Genomic DNA, 16,124 nt, shown 5'->3' with positions numbered 1-16,124 from the left:
AAGCGATAATGTGGAAAGAATTATTTTTCAAAAGGAGCGCATACAATGACACAAGAAATTGAAATTGAATTTAAAAATATGGTTACAGAGGAAGAATTCCAAACATTATGCAAATCTTTTTCTATTGAAGCATTTACAAAACAAGTAAATCACTACTTTGAAACGCCTCACTTCTCTTTAAAAGATGCAGGCTCTGCACTTCGTATTCGTCATAAAGATGGAACTTATACATTAACATTAAAACAACCTGCTGAAATTGGTTTATTAGAAACCCATCAATCTATAACAGAAAAAGAAGCACAACTTATGATGGAAACAAACACAATCATTCAAGGAACTGTAATGGATCAGCTACACAAATTACAAATTCCCGTTTCCTCTTTAACTTATATGGGTAGTTTAACAACAGAAAGAGCTGAAATATTATTTGAAGGCGGAACGCTTGTCTTTGATCATAGTTTCTATTACAATCACGATGATTATGAAATTGAATACGAAGTGCAAGATGAAAAGACCGGTAAAGCAGCATTTATAAGGTTATTAAAGCAACATAACGTACCAGTTCGTCATACAAACAACAAAGTAAAACGCTTTTTCCTTGCCAAACAAAACGAAGAGCGCTAAAGTAAAATTTCCATCAGTGAAGAAGAGCTGTACTTACGGCTACATTTCACCTTTTTGAAAAGCAAAAGATTTATTAGCAACATATAGAATAAGCAAAGAATGTTATGAAGGCTGTTTAGTTGCTCTTCATAACATTCCATTGCTACAATAGATATACATTTCATGGAAAAAGGAGTTTATAAAGGATGAGCAAGCAACCGATGACACCATTTGAAGCAATTGGCGGTGAACAATGCATTGCAACATTAGTGGATACATTTTATTCCTATGTCAGTGAACACCCTGACTTATCTCCGATCTTCCCGGATGATTTAACAGAAACTGCTAGGAAGCAGAAACAATTTTTAACACAATATTTAGGTGGTCCTAATTTATACACTGAAGAACATGGGCATCCTATGCTAAGAGCACGCCATCTTCCGTTTGAGATTACTCCAAAACGCGCAGAAGCTTGGCTGTCATGTATGGAGCAAGCAATGGATGATACAGGAGTGCACGGTCATATAAGAGAGTTTGTTTTTGAACGTTTAGCATTAACTGCTCAACATATGGTCAATACTCCAAATGAAACAGGTGAAGTGTAATGGATAAGCAGGAAGCAAAGCATATAAATATGCCTTCTCCTTCCACATGCGAGCATAAATCTGTAGAAGCATATTTATTTATTGATCCACTTTGTAAAGATTGCTGGGATATCGAGCCATTTATTATTAAACTATGGCTTGAGTATGGGAAATACTTCTCTATTCGTCATATAGTAACAGGAAAAGTGGACGGGGCAAACGCTTCCTCACACAAATGGAATAAACCTGCTAATATTCGATTTGTGTGGGAAAAGACAACTAGTTTACAAGGTTTTTCATGTGATGGAAAAGTACATATGCAAGAGGCGTCGTCAACACCGTATTTAGTTTCGATGGCAATTAAGGCGGCGGAGTTGCAAGGCCGAAAAGCAGGTTCGAAGTTTTTGCGAAAACTCCAAGAATACATTTTTCTTGAAAATGTATCAAACCCTGACTGTGAATTATTGCTTACATGTGCTAAAGATAGTGGCATTGATGTAGAGGAATTTAAAAAAGACCTACACTCAGTTAGCGCAAAAAAAGCTTTCCAATGCGACCTAAAATTCACAAATGAGATGCATATTACAGAAATACCTTCCCTCCTATTTTTTCATGCAAATTCAGATGAGGAAGGTATTAAAATCACAGGGATTTATTCCTATGATGTATACGTACAGCTATTAAAAGAACTGGTAAAATGCGAAATTGAGCCAGAACCATTACCTCCTTTAGAAGTATTACTAGAAGCAACACAATTTATTTCTTCAAAGGAAATCTCATTTATATATGACTACCCTCAGCAAGAAATAGAGCGTGAACTAAAAAAATTACAACTAAAACGAAAAGTACAAATGATTGAAGTGAAGTGCGAGCGTTATTGGAAATGGATAGCAAAAGAAAAAGACCTGGTGTAAACACCAGGTCTTTTTCTTTACGGCTTATAAAAATATTAAAGGGGATGGGAGAAATTTTCACGTTCAAACAAAGGGGTATATGTTTGTATGTGAATTCGTTCACGCTTATTATATTACAAGATTCGACGTCAGATGACAACCCCTTTTGTCGAATTTCACATTTTTGTCACATTCTAAACGTTTTCATTCTTGAATAAGCTATAAAAAAAGCAATTTAGGAGGTTTCCTTATGAAAAAATCTCATATTTTTCTTATCTTTCTATGTGTTATTGTTTCTTTTTTCTTGTATATCCTCTCTCTATTACAAGCTTTCCCTAAAATTATTGCCTTTCCTCTTTTATTCGGAGTTATCGTCATCGCTGTCTCTTATTTCAACTATAGAAAACGATTTAAAGGATTTTAATTACAAAAATCAACTGTAAAACTGCCTTCTAATTTAGAAAAAGTAAGGAAATCCTCCTTATTTTATCGACAAATATCGACAAAAAACATTTTCAAACAAAAAAGACGAGGATAAAATCCCTCGTCTTTTCTCATTACTTTTCTTCAAATAATAACGCTTCTAATTCATTTAATTTCTCTTCAAATACTTGAAGTGCCTCTTTCACTGGTTCAGGAGATGCCATATCAACTCCTGCTTTTTTCAACACTTCAATTGGATAATCGGAGCTTCCCGCTTTTAAGAATTCGTTAATGTAACGTTCTACTGCTGGTTGCCCTTCTTCTAAAATTTGTTTAGATAACGCAGTCGCTGCACTAAATCCTGTTGCGTATTGATATACGTAATAGTTGTAATAGAAGTGCGGAATACGAGACCATTCTAAACCGATTTCTTTATCGATTACTAAAGCATCCCCGAAATATTTCTTATTTAAATCGTAGTAGATCTCCGTTAACATATCTGGCGTAACCGCATGTCCTTCTTGTACTTTTTTATGAATGATATGCTCGAACTCTGCAAACATTGTTTGACGGAATACAGTACCACGGAATCCTTCTAAATAGTGATTTAATAAATATAGACGCTCTTTTTTATCTTCTGTTGTTTTTAATAAATAATCATTTAGAAGCGCTTCATTACAAGTTGATGCTACCTCTGCAACGAAGATTGAATAATCACCGTATACGTGTGGCTGTGTCTTTCTTGTGTAATAACTATGCACCGAATGACCAAACTCATGAGCAAGTGTATATAAATTATTTACATTATCATGCCAGTTCATTAAAATATACGGATTTGTTCCGTATGCACCAGATGAATATGCTCCGCTTCGTTTGCCTTTATTCTCGTACACATCTACCCAGCGATTTTCATATGCTTCTTTTAAAATTTCAACATATTCATCACCAAGTACGTTTAAAGATTTTAATAACAGGTCTTGCGCTTCTTCATACTTCACATTCATTTTCACTTCTTGTACAAGTGGTGTATATAAATCGTACATATGAAGCTCATCAAGTCCTAGTGCACGCTTACGAATATCAATGTAACGGTGTAATAAATGTAAGTTGTCATTTACCGTTTCAACGAGTTGATCGTATACTGCTTCAGGAATATTATTATTGCTTAATGCTGCTTGGCGAGCAGAGTCATATTTACGAATACGTGCATTGAAATTATTACGTTTCACTGCCCCGCTTAACGTACTTGAAAATGTGTTCTTAAATTTCCCATACGTTTCAAATACAGCTTTGAATGCATCTTCGCGAACACGACGATCATCACTTTCTAAAAACTGAATGTAACGGCCATGTGTTATTTCTACCTCTTCTCCATCCTCACCTTTAATAGATGGGAATTTCAAATCCGCATTATTCAACATACCGAATGTATTACTTGATGCACTCATCACTTCAGATGCTTCTGCTAATAACGCTTCCTCTGCCTCAGATAATACGTGCGGGCGTTGACGTGTAATTTCTTCTAATGCATGCTCATATACACTTAGTTCTCGATTTTCTTGTAAAAATGTTTGCAATGTATCTTCTGAAATAGATAAAATTTCAGGTACGATATACGCTGTACTACTAGATACTTGTGAGTATAAATTTGTTGCGCGATCATTCAGTGCTTGATACACAGAGTTTGTTGTATCTTGATCGTAACGCATATGTGCATATGTATATAGCTTACCTAATCGCATTGAAATTTCATCTTCATATTGCAATGCCTCAAGCAAATTGTCTGCAGAGTCGCCAAGCTTCCCTTTAAATTCAGTTAACTTTGGCAATAGCTCTTTAATAGCTTGGAATTCTTTTTCCCATTCTGCATCTGTTTGGAAAATATCTTCTAATCGCCATGTGCTTGCTTCTTCAATCTCATTGCGATCTGGTAATGTTTTTGCTTTATTTTGTTCAGACATTCTGTAAGCCCTCCTTTAAATATCTCTACTTAAGTACAATTCTGTTTTTCTTATGTAATTCCTTCACGTTCATTCTTTATTATATCCCCTTTTTCTTCTCTCATGTTGAACTTTGTCTCAAATAGAGATAGCGCATAAGTTAGGCAAATCTCATCATATTTCCTAACTTCCTCCTCCGCCTGTAACATAACTATATTCCTCATTTTTCGGTACGTATAAGTCCCTACTTTATGCAACACGCCTACAAAACATAAAAAAGTCATATATTCAGTAACCGCTACTTTCCATATATGTTGTGAAAAGTACGGAAGTAAGCGCATTTCCGTATTTTTTTTTACATAACTACACACATATTGAAGGGAAATACACTTCCCTACCGCAAGCTCACCTATACACTTCATGTATAGAAAAGCTTGCCATGTAAATGGATTTGTTTGAAAAGCAAACGTGGATGGGAGCGGAACACCGATTTCAGAAGGAAAGCTCGCTGGGGTACATTTATATTGATATAAGAGGCGGAGTAGTGACTTATGATTATAATTCCAGATAGATAGAGCGTTTTGCCGAAAATGGTTCTTTTTTCTCTTCCATTCTTGTCCTAATACCTCTTTTTGGAAAGGAACAGAGGAAAAGAGCATGTCAACAGTAGTCGTATCAGTTGGTAAATAAATAGTATGTGAGAAAGAGACATTTGTAGAAAACGGAGTGATAAATGCGCATTTCATAAACGATTTTTGTTTCGGACAGAAGAAAATAAGAAATGGCTGAGGATAAGATTGTAAGGAGAAAGCCAGAAGTGAGGAAAATTTCATCCAATATGCAGATTGCTTTTTTAATTGATTTCCACCAATGATCCAGATGACCTGTATACCAGCTTGCCAATACGAGTATGTTCGTTTAGAAAGCTGTTCTATGGAGAGATTGGCGCATTGATATTCAATCGCAATTTCCCTACCTGCTCTCTCTACGAAAACATCTGGTCTTTGCTGGATTTTTGGAAGGTAATGCTCTATATCCACATGAAAATTTTGACGTTTCAACCATCTATATAACAATTCTTTACCGTGCATATGATACATAGATTCTGCTTCATAAAAGGTAAGACATGAATCCACTTTCTTATGAGCAAAATGCCAGCTCTTTTGTGTTCCTAATTTCATTTGCACTTCTTTTCCGCAAGCTGTACAAAAGAATTTTTCTCGTTTACGCATTTCGCGTAAACGTTCTTCATCCCGGTTATATAATAGATGAATTTTCTCTCCGTTTTCTCTCCTTGCAATAAACATCACCATCACACCCTTTCAACTTCTTGTATTCTACAATTTACTACAAATTCCTCTCAAAAAAAGAGATGTCCTAAATTAGGACATCTCTTTCTATAATAAAGGTGATAATAACCGATACGTCGATTCAACAATCCGCCTATGAAGACGTCTCTTGTGAAATCGGTCAACATGAATTTCACTGGATTCTTCTAAATCGTCTTTAAAATCTTGAACGAGCTTTCGAATGCTACCTGTATCATATAAAAAGGCATTTACTTCAAAGTTTAAATGAAAACTTCTCATATCCATATTAGCTGTCCCAATTGATGCGAGATCAGAATCCACGATGACAACTTTACTATGAAGAAAACCTTTTTCATATTCATATATTTTTACTCCTGCATCTAATAACTCCGGAAAGTACGATCTTGATGCATAAAAGACAGTCCGCTTATCTGGCTTACTTGGCATTAACAAACGAACATCAATACCAGCAAGTGCAGCTACTTTTAATGCAGATAAAATATCATCATCTGGGATAAAGTATGGTGTTGCAATCCAAATCGATTTCCTAGCTGAAGCAATCATTGCAAAATATAAATGTTTAATTGTTTCCCATTTATTATCCGGTCCACCTCCAACAAGTTGGACTCCGCCCCAATGATCACCCTCAACTGCTTCCGCTTGTAAATATTCAGGTGCTAATACCGCCTCACCAGTCATATAAAACCAGTCTTGAAGGAAAATTAGCTGTAAACTTTGAACTGCTTCACCGCGTAAATATAAATGCGTGTCTCGCCAAAAACCGAAATATTTATCCTTCCCTAAATACTCATCACCAATATTTAATCCACCTACAAACCCTTCATTTCCATCTATAATAACGATTTTCCGGTGGTTTCGATAATTAATTTTATCGTTTAAAATTGGAAAGCGCACAGGGAAAAATGGAATCATTTCTACTCCTGCATCATTCAATTCTTCAATATACGAATTTGATAATTTAAAGCTTCCAACCGCGTCGTATAAAAAACGAACGACAACGCCTTCTTTTGATTTTTTTATTAAAATATCTTTAATTTCTGTACCGAGCTTGTCATCACGCACAATGTAATACTCCATATGAATGTGGTGTTTCGCTCGATTTAACCCATCTAAAATTGCCTGAAACGTTTCGTCTCCATTTGTTAATGTCCTCGTTTCAGTTTGAAATGAAATATTTAAAGCACCTAGTCGATCTGCTAAACGAAATAACAATTCTTGATGCTTATGATTTCGTAAAATCCGTTCTTCGTAATCTTCGTGTCCCTTATATTGTAAAAACGCCTGTTCATCGAGTAATGCCTTCTTTTGGAACATTCTTTTTCTACGAAAATTTTGTCCAAATAAAAGATAAGCAAAGAAACCGAACACCGGAAAAATACCTAGTACGATTAACCACGTAAGTGTTTTAGACGGATGGCGGTTTTCTAAGAAAATAACACATCCAATTAAAAATGCGGAAACCGTAAATAAAATACTAATAATACCTAAAATAGAAACATCCTTTATCCCAATGACATCCGAATAAAATGCTACATCAATAAACATGCGTAATGAAACAAATAATGCGAACAATAGTAGAAAAAAGAAAAGTAGTTTTAACGTGTTTTTCATCTCTTACCTCCTTACTAAGAAAGCCTTCCTATTCTTCATAAAAAAAGCCGATTTCATACTATAGAAATCGGCCTACATTTTAGGAGGGAAATTGTTGCGAATTGTCTCAAGCGCACGCTCTTTCACAACCTGTTTCCCATACTCACTTACACGGTGAATCGTTAAAGTAGATTCTTCTCCATATTCTAAAACAATACTTAAAATACGATCAATTTCTTCTTCATCATGTAGCACTTCATCGAATTCCACATATACATAATATCGGTCCTCAAATGAATGTAATTCATCTTTTATATCTTCAAAGATAAGACGATGACTTAATGAAATAACATCTTCAAAATCATTAAACTTAATTAAAAAGCCAAACGTACCATCTTCATTAAAGTTTGTTCCTACTTGTTCTTCTACCTCTTCCACTAATTCTTGCTGGAATAATGATTCGATGCCTTCATCTAGAGGAATGTCTATAATTTTGTCTACACCTATTGGTAGTTCCAGCTTTTGTCCATCCTTTGAAAGCTCCGCTTTCGTTACAAGTACTTCAATCCCTTTATCGACTGCTTGCACTTGGATCCATAACGGCCCATCGATAAAGAAATCATCATGATCACGAGCTTCGTCCATCATCTCCCAAAAGAGCTCTTCACTTCGTTCGCGATCATACCAAATTTCTTCACGATTAAACCCTCTGTCCTCTATATCAATGTACGTAATAAAAAATTTCATCGTATGGTCATTAATTCTTTCAATATCCAAAATACAACGCTCCCTTCCTGCTTAGAATTGTTATGAAGGGATTCCCCACTCATATGACAAAACAATAGATTCTTGTACTCTCATTTTATGATAAGATTCTCCAGAAGGGAAATAAAATCGATTTATTTTACAAAAATAGTTATATACCTATCTGTATTCGACTTTTTACATGAAGTGAAACAATAATCAGTATTTTTTTCATCCTCCACTGATTATTAGCTCGCACCAATCGGAATAAATATACCATTATACCAATTCACTGCTCGCAAAAAATTTGGACATACATTCCCATATTCCCTCGTACACTGTAATAAAGTGAAACTTCTATTAGAGGTGATTATTTTGTCCCTGGGAGCGCGGGATCAAAACTAGACAAACTTTCTTCACCACATACATATATTTCGCTTATTAAAACATCATAAATGGAGGCAGACGAATGGACTTAGAGTTTTTAACATCTGTACTACTGATTGTCGGTATCGATGTTGTACTAGGTGGCGATAACGCAATTGTCATCGCATTAGCTAGCCGAAATTTACCTGAAGCAAAACGAAATAAAGCCATTTTGATTGGTACTATGTTAGCAATTGTGCTACGAATTCTCCTCACGATACTAGCTGTCTATTTACTTGATATCCCATTTTTACAACTCATCGGCGGAATTTTACTCACATTAATTGCGGTCAATTTACTCACTGATAATAACAACGATCTTTCTTCTATCAAAGGAAAAACGACTTTATTCCAAGCTGTGCGTACAATTGTATTCGCGGATCTCGTTATGGGGTTTGACAATGTTATTGCCATTGCCGGAGCAGCTCACGGAAGACTTTCACTCGTAATTATCGGTTTATTCATTTCTATCCCGATTATCATTTGGGGAAGCAAACTTATTTTAATACTCATGGAACGCTTTCCATTTCTCATTTATTGCGGAGCAGCAGTTCTCGCCTATACAGCAGGAAAAATGATTACACATGAAGACAGACTTGCAACGTTTTTTCATCATAATCCTAGTTTTGCCACAAGTATCCCTTATTTGTTCATTTTCACCATTTTATGCATAGGCTTTATCGTTCAACAAGTGCGATTACGTAATGTTAAACAGTAAAAAAAAACCTTCTACTCTATAATAGGTAGAAGGTTTTCATATTATTATAATTAATTTACAAGACGCTGTGCTTCACGTAATTGGAACGTTCTTACTGTACGTGGTAAGAAACGACGGATTTCATCTTCGTTGTAGCCTACTTGAAGGCGTTTTTCGTCAATCATAATTGGACGACGTAAAATACCTGGATAGTCACGAATCATCTTATATAAATCTTGAAGTGGTAAAGACTCTAAGTTCACATTCAATTCTTGGAAAACTTTTGAACGAGTAGAAATAATCTCATCCGTTCCGCTTTCTGTCATACGTAAAATCTCTTTAATCTCATCAATCGTTAATGGATCTGAGAAAATATTACGTTCTGTATAAGGAATATGATTTTCCTCTAGCCATAATTTCGCCTTTCTACAAGACGTACAGCTTGGAGAACTATATAATGTTACCATACAAAGCTCACTCTCCTTAAAGAGTACAAATTCTGTACTAATTACAGTTTAAATTTCTAACTTCCGCAATTTTTCGCGATAACTTGTCTTATAGCAAAGTAAAAAATCGCAATTCATGTAAGCAACAATAATTACTTTTAATAAGTAACTTCTATAATCATTATACAATAGTTTTTGCAAGAAATATACAGTGAATTTACTGCTAGTTGAGAAAATTTCTCCGTGTACTCCACTGCTATGCAACATGATTATACTCAGTAAAACTGTCCTTTAACAACGGTCTTCAACCCTTTTGATACTTACTTTCTACAATAATCTTCACTTGATATACAATTACAGTTTCATAATCTTCCCCATTAAAAAGAGAGCGTTTTCTTACCTTTTCCCAACAAAACAATTGAGAAATGTAAGACTCTAAAGGTTAGAAACGAAAGGAACATTTGTTCTTATTTTAACAAATCTCCCCGCTCATGTCTATATGCTTTCTAAAGCAAATCGAATATTTTTCTGACATTTCTTTCTTTTTTACCATTTATCTCATACAATAAAAATACAGACAGACAAAGGGGGAATTTGCATATGATCGCTTTTTTTACTGATTTTATCATTGTTGCTACCCTCATCATCGGAATAACAGCATTGATTGGTGTCATTACAAATAGCATCGGTGAAAAACTCTTTGGTGGGAAAGAAAAAATGAAGTTTGTTAACAAAAGTTTAGATGTACAATCTGGCTGGAACCAAGTTGGCGGAAAAGGCATTTATAAAAAACGTACGTACTAAAAAAAGCAGGTAATTACCTGCTTTTTTTTGTTACTTTCCTACTGATGCCCATTTGAAGCTTACTTCGCCACCATACTTATGGTTGTACATATCTTTAATTGTTTCTCTTTGTAAATATGCTCTACCACGTTGATATACTGGAACAATCGCAGCGTCATCAAGTAACATTTTTTCTGCTTCAAGTAAGTTTTTCCAACGAGCATTTACGTCGCTTCCATCTTTCTTCGCTTTCATAATAATCTCATCGTACTTCGGATTAGAATACTTCATTTTATTTTGTGCCCCATCAGTTACGAACATATCAAGATATGTAACTGGATCTGGGAAGTCTGCACTCCATCCAGAGAATGACATTACAAAGTCGCCCGCATCTTCTAATTTTAGTTTTTGCGCGAATGGTTGTTGTTTAATTTTCACTGTTAAACCTGGTAAATTCTTTTCTAACTCACCTTTTAAATATTCACCAGTTTTCTTCGATAATTCAACGTCTTCATTTAATAGCTCTAATTCAATTTCGTTTTTACCAAGCTCTTTTTTACCAGCTTCCCAATACTTTTTCGCTTCTTTTACATTTGGTTTTACAATATCTCCATTTTCAACACGGAAATCTTTTTTATCCGGTCCTTTAATGAAATTGTCAGGAATTAATCCCGTCGCTGGCTTAGAACCGTTATTTAATAATGTATCAACGAATGGTTTACGGTCAAAACCAAGAGAAATTGCTTTACGAATATTTTTATTTGCTAAAGCTGGGTCTTTTTGATTTAAGCGAAGGAAGAATACAGATGTATCTTCTACCGTTTTGAAATCTGGTTTTCCTTTATATTTATCGATGAACTCTGCTAATAACGTCGCTCGATCGACTGCGTTTGTTTCATATAAATTAATTGGCGTAGACGTATCTTTTACAATATTAAAGTTTACTTCCTCAAGCTTCACTTCTTTATTGTCCCAATATGATGAGCTCTTTGTCATTTTGAAGCTACGTTCATGTTGCCAATCACTTAATGTAAATGGTCCGTTATAAAGTGTTGTATTTGCTTCTAAACCAAACTTCGTCCCTTGCTCTTTCACATACTTTTCATTAACAGGATAGAAGATCGGATAGACCATTAAATCAACAAGATATGGAATAGAATTATCTAATTCTACTTCTAGTGTATGATCATCAATCGCTTTTACACCTAATTGGTCTGGACTCATCTCTTTTTTATTAATTTTCTCAGCATTTTTTATATCGTACATAATGTAAGCCGATTTCGCAGCTGTATCTGGATTAATTGCTCTTTGCCATGCATACACGAAATCTTTCGCCGTTACAGGTTCACCATTTGACCATTTTGCATCTTCACGTAATTTAAATGTATACTTTTTACCGTCTTCTGACTTTTGGAATCCCTTCGCTACACCTGGAACTAATTTATCGTCTTTCCCAAGGCGGTATAGGCCTTCCATCGTATTGTTCATTACTTTTGAAGAAACTGCATCAGCTGATAACGCTGGGTCCATCGTTGGAATTTCTTGTGTTTCAATTAAGTTAATAACTTGCTTCGCACCGCTTTTCCCGCTATCCCCTTTTGCGTTCGCTTGCGGTTCATCTTTTTGGTAGCCACATGCCCCTAAAATCATGCTCATTGCTACTGTTGATGCTACAAAAACTGGTATCTTTTTTTTCATACTTCCACCCTCCAAAAAAAATGTTAGCCCTTTCATTTTCAAACAGAAAGAAATATATATATGTTCTAATAATTCATATTATACACACAAATATATTCTTTGTATATTTATATTTCTATTTTATTAAAATTTTCTGTTAACACCACGTGCATTTGTAAACGTTTCACACTGCGTTTTTATTGAACTAAAGTGTTAAAAATGTCCATTTTTATACTTTTCTAAATTATCAGAGAAAAATAAATTTTATATTCTATAATACCTTATGCATAATTATTCCTCCTTTTTTGTCATAAAATGAAGGTTTATTCATATTGAAATTATGTAGGCTAAAATAAGTGCAAAGGATATGAAAGTGTGTTACGATACACTTTGCTAAAAATAGATATCGGTAAAGAGGGGACGGACATGACAGCAATTCGCTCAAAAAACGGGCCAACAGAGAAATTAAGTTTATTCTTATTAACATGGCCTATTTTTCTAGAAGTTTTTCTTTTTATGCTGATGGGGATCGCTGATACTTTCATGTTAAGTGCATTATCAGACGATGCTGTATCTGGGGTTGGTGCAGCGAATCAATACCTTCATATCGCGATTTTAGTACTAGAAGTCATAGGGAATGGTGCAGCTATCGTTGTATCCCAATACCTCGGTTCTAAACGCTTTATGGAAGCATCAAAAATATCAGCATTAGCCGTCACATTAAATTTAGTGGTCGGACTCATTATAAGCGCTGGTTTTCTTTTATTTTCAAAACATATGATGACGGCAATGAATTTACAAGGCGATGTACTAACGTATGCACAAAGCTATCTATCCATCGTCGGAGGTGCTATTTTCCTTCAAGCTATTATTAACTCATTAGCCGCAATTATCCGCGTTCACGGCTTTACAAAGCAAGCGATGTTTGTTTCGCTTGGAATGAATATTATTCATATCGCCGGAAACTACGTACTTATTTTCGGGAAATTCGGTTTCCCTGAACTTGGTGTGCAAGGAGCCGCGATTTCTTCCGCTGTCAGCCGGTTAATCGCACTTATCATTTTCTTCTGGTTACTGTACCGCGTTATGGAATACCGTGTGAAATTACAATATTACTTCACTTTATCAAAAGAATATGTTGGCAAAATTTTGAAGATTGGCATTCCATCTGCATTCGAACAAGTCATGTATCAAGCTTGTCAAATTGTCTTCTTATATTACGCAACATACTTAGGTACGGAATCGTTAGCTGCAAGACAATACGCTACTAACATTTCCATGTTCACTTATTTATTCGCCATTGCTATCGGTATGGGAACAGCTATTATCGTTGGACGCCTAGTTGGCGGAAATGAAAAAGATGAAGCTTACACACGCGTATGGAAAAGTGTACAATGGGCGATTGGTGTAACTTTATTTATGGTCATGCTCGTTGTTACATTCCGCACACAATTAATGGGACTATTTACGGATAATCCTCATATTATCGCTCTAGGGGCAAGCGTTCTTTTACTAAGTGTACTACTTGAAACAGGACGGACGATGAACATCGTCATCATTAATTCACTTCGTGCAGCTGGCGATGCAAAATATCCTGTTTTAATCGGCGCATTCTCCATGGTGTTAATGAGCTTACCACTCGGTTACTTTTTCGCCTTCCATTTAGACATGGGGCTCGTTGGTATTTGGCTAGCGATTGCTATCGACGAATGGACGCGAGCAATTATTATGTTCTTCCGCTGGAGAAGTAGATCGTGGGAAAATTATGCACTTGTTAAACCAAATGAGCAAGATGAGAGTGTTTCTGTTCAAGCGCAGTAAAATAAAAGTGTTTCTAAATGAAGAAAAAGGCGGCTGAATTTCAGTCGCCTTTTCTTCATTCTTGGAAACTCTTAATTTGCTGTCTTTAAACAGAAAAAGAACTTGGATAAAATCTCTTTATACTAAATTAAGTTTAATTAGTATAAAAAAATAGAGCCATCCTTCTGTAATAGAAGAATGGCTCTACTTTATTATTGATAGATTTCTTTATATTTCTTATACTCTGCTTCAGAACATAATACAAAATGTCCTGGGCGAATTTCACGCATTGTTGGTGCTTCCTCACCATATTGATGTTGAGATGGATCGTATACGATACGTTTACGATTGCGCTCATAATCTGGATCTGGAAGCGGAATTGCAGATAGTAGTGATTTTGTATATGGATGCATTGGATTCGCATATAGCTCTTCACTTGTTGTCAACTCAACGATTTGACCACGGTACATTACACCAATGCGATCACTAATGTATTTTACCATTGATAAATCATGGGCGATGAATAAGTATGTTAAACCTTTTTCTCTTTGTAACTGTTTCAGTAAGTTTACAACTTGCGCCTGAATCGATACGTCAAGTGCTGAGATTGGTTCATCAGCAATGATAAATTCAGGTTCTACAGCTAGCGCACGAGCGATACCGATACGTTGACGTTGTCCGCCTGAGAATTCATGCGGGAAACGGTTTGCGTGCTCTTTATTTAAACCAACTGTATTTAATAATTCATGAACACGGTCCATACGCTCTTTTTTGCCTTTTGCTAGTCCGTGAATATCAATACCTTCTGCGATAATATCCCCTACTGTCATACGAGGATTTAATGATGCATATGGATCTTGGAAAATCATTTGCATTTTACGGTTGAACTTCTTCAGCTCTGCACGTGATTTTTTACCATGTACATTTTCACCATCGAACAACACTTCACCGGCAGTTGCATCATATAAACGAATAATCGTTCTTCCAGTTGTCGATTTACCACAACCTGATTCTCCTACAAGACCAAATGTTTCTCCGCGGTAAATATCAAATGAAATATCATTAACCGCTTTGACAACACCACCACTCACGTCGAAGTGCTGCTTTACATTTTTTACTTCAATTAATTTCTCACGTTGTTTAGTCATGTTGTTCACCTGCTTTCATTTGAAGAATGCGTTTTTCAACGACTGCCGGTGGTTTTACTTCTGGAGCTTGCTCGTGAAGTAACCAAGTTGCCGCATAGTGTGTATCACTTACTTTAAATAAAGGTGGGTCCATTTCAAAATCAATTTTTAATGCCTGCGGGTTACGTGGTGCAAAAGCATCACCCTTTGGCGGTTTTAATAAGTCTGGAGGCGTTCCTGGAATCGCATATAGCTCGTCCTCTGCACCATCTAAGCTTGGCATAGATGCGATTAAGCCCCATGTGTATGGATGTTTTGGATTGTAGAAAATTTCATCAACAGTTCCAATTTCAACAACTTTACCAGCGTACATAACCGCAACTCGGTCTGCAACGTTTGCCACTACACCTAAGTCATGCGTAATGAAAATGATTGCTGCTTCTGTTTTTTGCTGAATGTCCTTCATAAGTTCTAAAATTTGCGCCTGAATTGTAACGTCTAGCGCTGTTGTCGGCTCATCGGCAATTAATAATTTCGGGTTACAAGCTAACGCCATCGCAATAACTACACGCTGTCTCATACCACCTGAGAATTGGTGAGGATATTGTTTTAAGCGCGCTTCTGGATTCGGAATACCTACAAGGTCGATTAATTCTAACGCAACTTTACGTGCATCTGCTTTACTCATCCCTTGGTGTTTAATAAGGCCTTCCATAATTTGATTTCCAATTGTCATCGTTGGGTTTAATGATGTCATTGGATCTTGGAAAATCATCGCAATATCTTTACCGCGTACTTGTTGCATTTCTTTTTCTGTTAGTTTCGTTAAGTCACGACCTTCAAATACGATTTCACCGTTTTTAATACGCCCTGGAGGATTCGGAATTAATCCCATTAACGCTTTAGAAGTAACTGATTTACCAGAACCAGATTCTCCTACAATCGCTAATGTTTCTCCTTTTTTCAAATCAAAAGTAACACCGCGTACAGCTTGTACTTCACCTGCATGTGTATCAAAGGAGACTTGCAAATCTTTTACCTCTAGCAATGTTTTCATTTT

Annotated in this window: 15 protein-coding genes; 7 read left to right on the top strand and 8 right to left on the bottom strand. The window is 35.8% G+C overall.

Features of this window, described 5'->3' with window-relative positions:
• The first annotated feature begins 45 nt into the window (after positions 1–45).
• The 4 genes from NSS97_RS06380 to NSS97_RS06365 all read left to right on the top strand — a co-directional run bounded on the left by NSS97_RS06380 (position 46) and on the right by NSS97_RS06365 (position 2,504).
• Positions 46–624 (top strand): CYTH domain-containing protein, encoded by a 579-nt coding sequence (locus NSS97_RS06380; RefSeq protein ID WP_060749442.1) that lies wholly within the window; start codon positions 46–48, stop codon positions 622–624.
• A gap of 185 nt (positions 625–809) precedes the next feature.
• Positions 810–1,208, top strand: coding sequence for a globin domain-containing protein (locus NSS97_RS06375; protein ID WP_000043388.1), 399 nt, complete (start codon positions 810–812; stop codon positions 1,206–1,208).
• A complete protein-coding gene (locus tag NSS97_RS06370) occupies positions 1,208–2,101 on the top strand; it encodes a ClpXP adapter SpxH family protein (RefSeq protein WP_341111963.1) in 894 nt (297 codons plus the stop codon). Before NSS97_RS06375 ends, NSS97_RS06370 begins: the two co-directional genes overlap by 1 nt.
• 229 nt (positions 2,102–2,330) lie before the next feature.
• Complete coding sequence (locus NSS97_RS06365; RefSeq protein ID WP_000748141.1) at positions 2,331–2,504, top strand: hypothetical protein; 174 nt, start codon at positions 2,331–2,333, stop codon at positions 2,502–2,504.
• 133 nt (positions 2,505–2,637) lie between these two features.
• Here NSS97_RS06365 and pepF read toward each other — a convergent pair whose 3' ends face one another.
• From pepF to mecA, 4 genes are all read right to left on the bottom strand, one after another.
• Complete coding sequence (gene pepF / locus NSS97_RS06360) at positions 2,638–4,464, bottom strand: oligoendopeptidase F (RefSeq protein ID WP_107887016.1); 1,827 nt, start codon at positions 4,462–4,464, stop codon at positions 2,638–2,640.
• Between the two features lie 50 nt (positions 4,465–4,514).
• Positions 4,515–5,750, bottom strand: coding sequence for a competence protein CoiA (locus NSS97_RS06355; protein WP_341111961.1), 1,236 nt, complete (start codon positions 5,748–5,750; stop codon positions 4,515–4,517).
• 90 nt (positions 5,751–5,840) lie between these two features.
• Entirely contained in the window at positions 5,841–7,385 is a 1,545-nt protein-coding gene (locus NSS97_RS06350) for a cardiolipin synthase (RefSeq protein ID WP_002064255.1), read from the bottom strand.
• A 72-nt stretch (positions 7,386–7,457) separates the two neighbouring features.
• Positions 7,458–8,141 carry an adaptor protein MecA gene (gene mecA, locus NSS97_RS06345; protein ID WP_002011351.1) on the bottom strand — a complete coding sequence of 228 codons (684 nt, stop codon included), beginning with the start codon at positions 8,139–8,141 and terminating at the stop codon, positions 7,458–7,460.
• Between the two features lie 436 nt (positions 8,142–8,577).
• Here mecA and NSS97_RS06340 point away from each other — a divergent pair, with 436 nt between their 5' ends.
• A complete protein-coding gene (locus NSS97_RS06340; protein WP_044437786.1) occupies positions 8,578–9,252 on the top strand; it encodes a TerC family protein in 675 nt (224 codons plus the stop codon).
• 50 nt (positions 9,253–9,302) lie between these two features.
• On the opposite strand, the gene spx is transcribed toward NSS97_RS06340, so the two are convergent.
• A complete protein-coding gene (spx, locus tag NSS97_RS06335) occupies positions 9,303–9,698 on the bottom strand; it encodes a transcriptional regulator Spx (protein ID WP_002011348.1) in 396 nt (131 codons plus the stop codon).
• Between the two features lie 579 nt (positions 9,699–10,277).
• Between spx and NSS97_RS06330 the strand changes: the two genes are divergently transcribed.
• Positions 10,278–10,481: a hypothetical protein gene (locus tag NSS97_RS06330; RefSeq protein WP_000559981.1), complete on the top strand. Its 204-nt coding sequence runs from the start codon at positions 10,278–10,280 to the stop codon at positions 10,479–10,481.
• 30 nt (positions 10,482–10,511) lie between these two features.
• Here NSS97_RS06330 and NSS97_RS06325 read toward each other — a convergent pair whose 3' ends face one another.
• On the bottom strand, positions 10,512–12,158 hold the full coding sequence (locus NSS97_RS06325) for an ABC transporter substrate-binding protein (RefSeq protein WP_107887018.1): 1,647 nt from the start codon (positions 12,156–12,158) through the stop codon (positions 10,512–10,514).
• A gap of 354 nt (positions 12,159–12,512) precedes the next feature.
• Here NSS97_RS06325 and NSS97_RS06320 point away from each other — a divergent pair, with 354 nt between their 5' ends.
• A complete protein-coding gene (locus NSS97_RS06320; RefSeq protein WP_341111958.1) occupies positions 12,513–13,958 on the top strand; it encodes an MATE family efflux transporter in 1,446 nt (481 codons plus the stop codon).
• A gap of 191 nt (positions 13,959–14,149) precedes the next feature.
• Here the strand turns inward: NSS97_RS06320 and NSS97_RS06315 are convergent, their stop codons facing one another.
• Positions 14,150–15,085 (bottom strand): ABC transporter ATP-binding protein, encoded by a 936-nt coding sequence (locus tag NSS97_RS06315; RefSeq protein WP_002086978.1) that lies wholly within the window; start codon positions 15,083–15,085, stop codon positions 14,150–14,152.
• On the bottom strand, positions 15,078–16,121 hold the full coding sequence (locus tag NSS97_RS06310; RefSeq protein ID WP_002011337.1) for an ABC transporter ATP-binding protein: 1,044 nt from the start codon (positions 16,119–16,121) through the stop codon (positions 15,078–15,080). The genes NSS97_RS06315 and NSS97_RS06310 overlap by 8 nt, the downstream gene beginning before the upstream one ends.
• Positions 16,122–16,124: the final 3 nt, after the last annotated feature.

The organism is Bacillus sp. FSL R12-0074 (assembly GCF_038005725.1).
In the GTDB taxonomy this organism is placed as follows: Bacteria; Bacillota; Bacilli; order Bacillales; family Bacillaceae_G; genus Bacillus_A; species Bacillus_A mycoides.
This window is presented reverse-complemented; position numbering and strand designations above follow the sequence as displayed.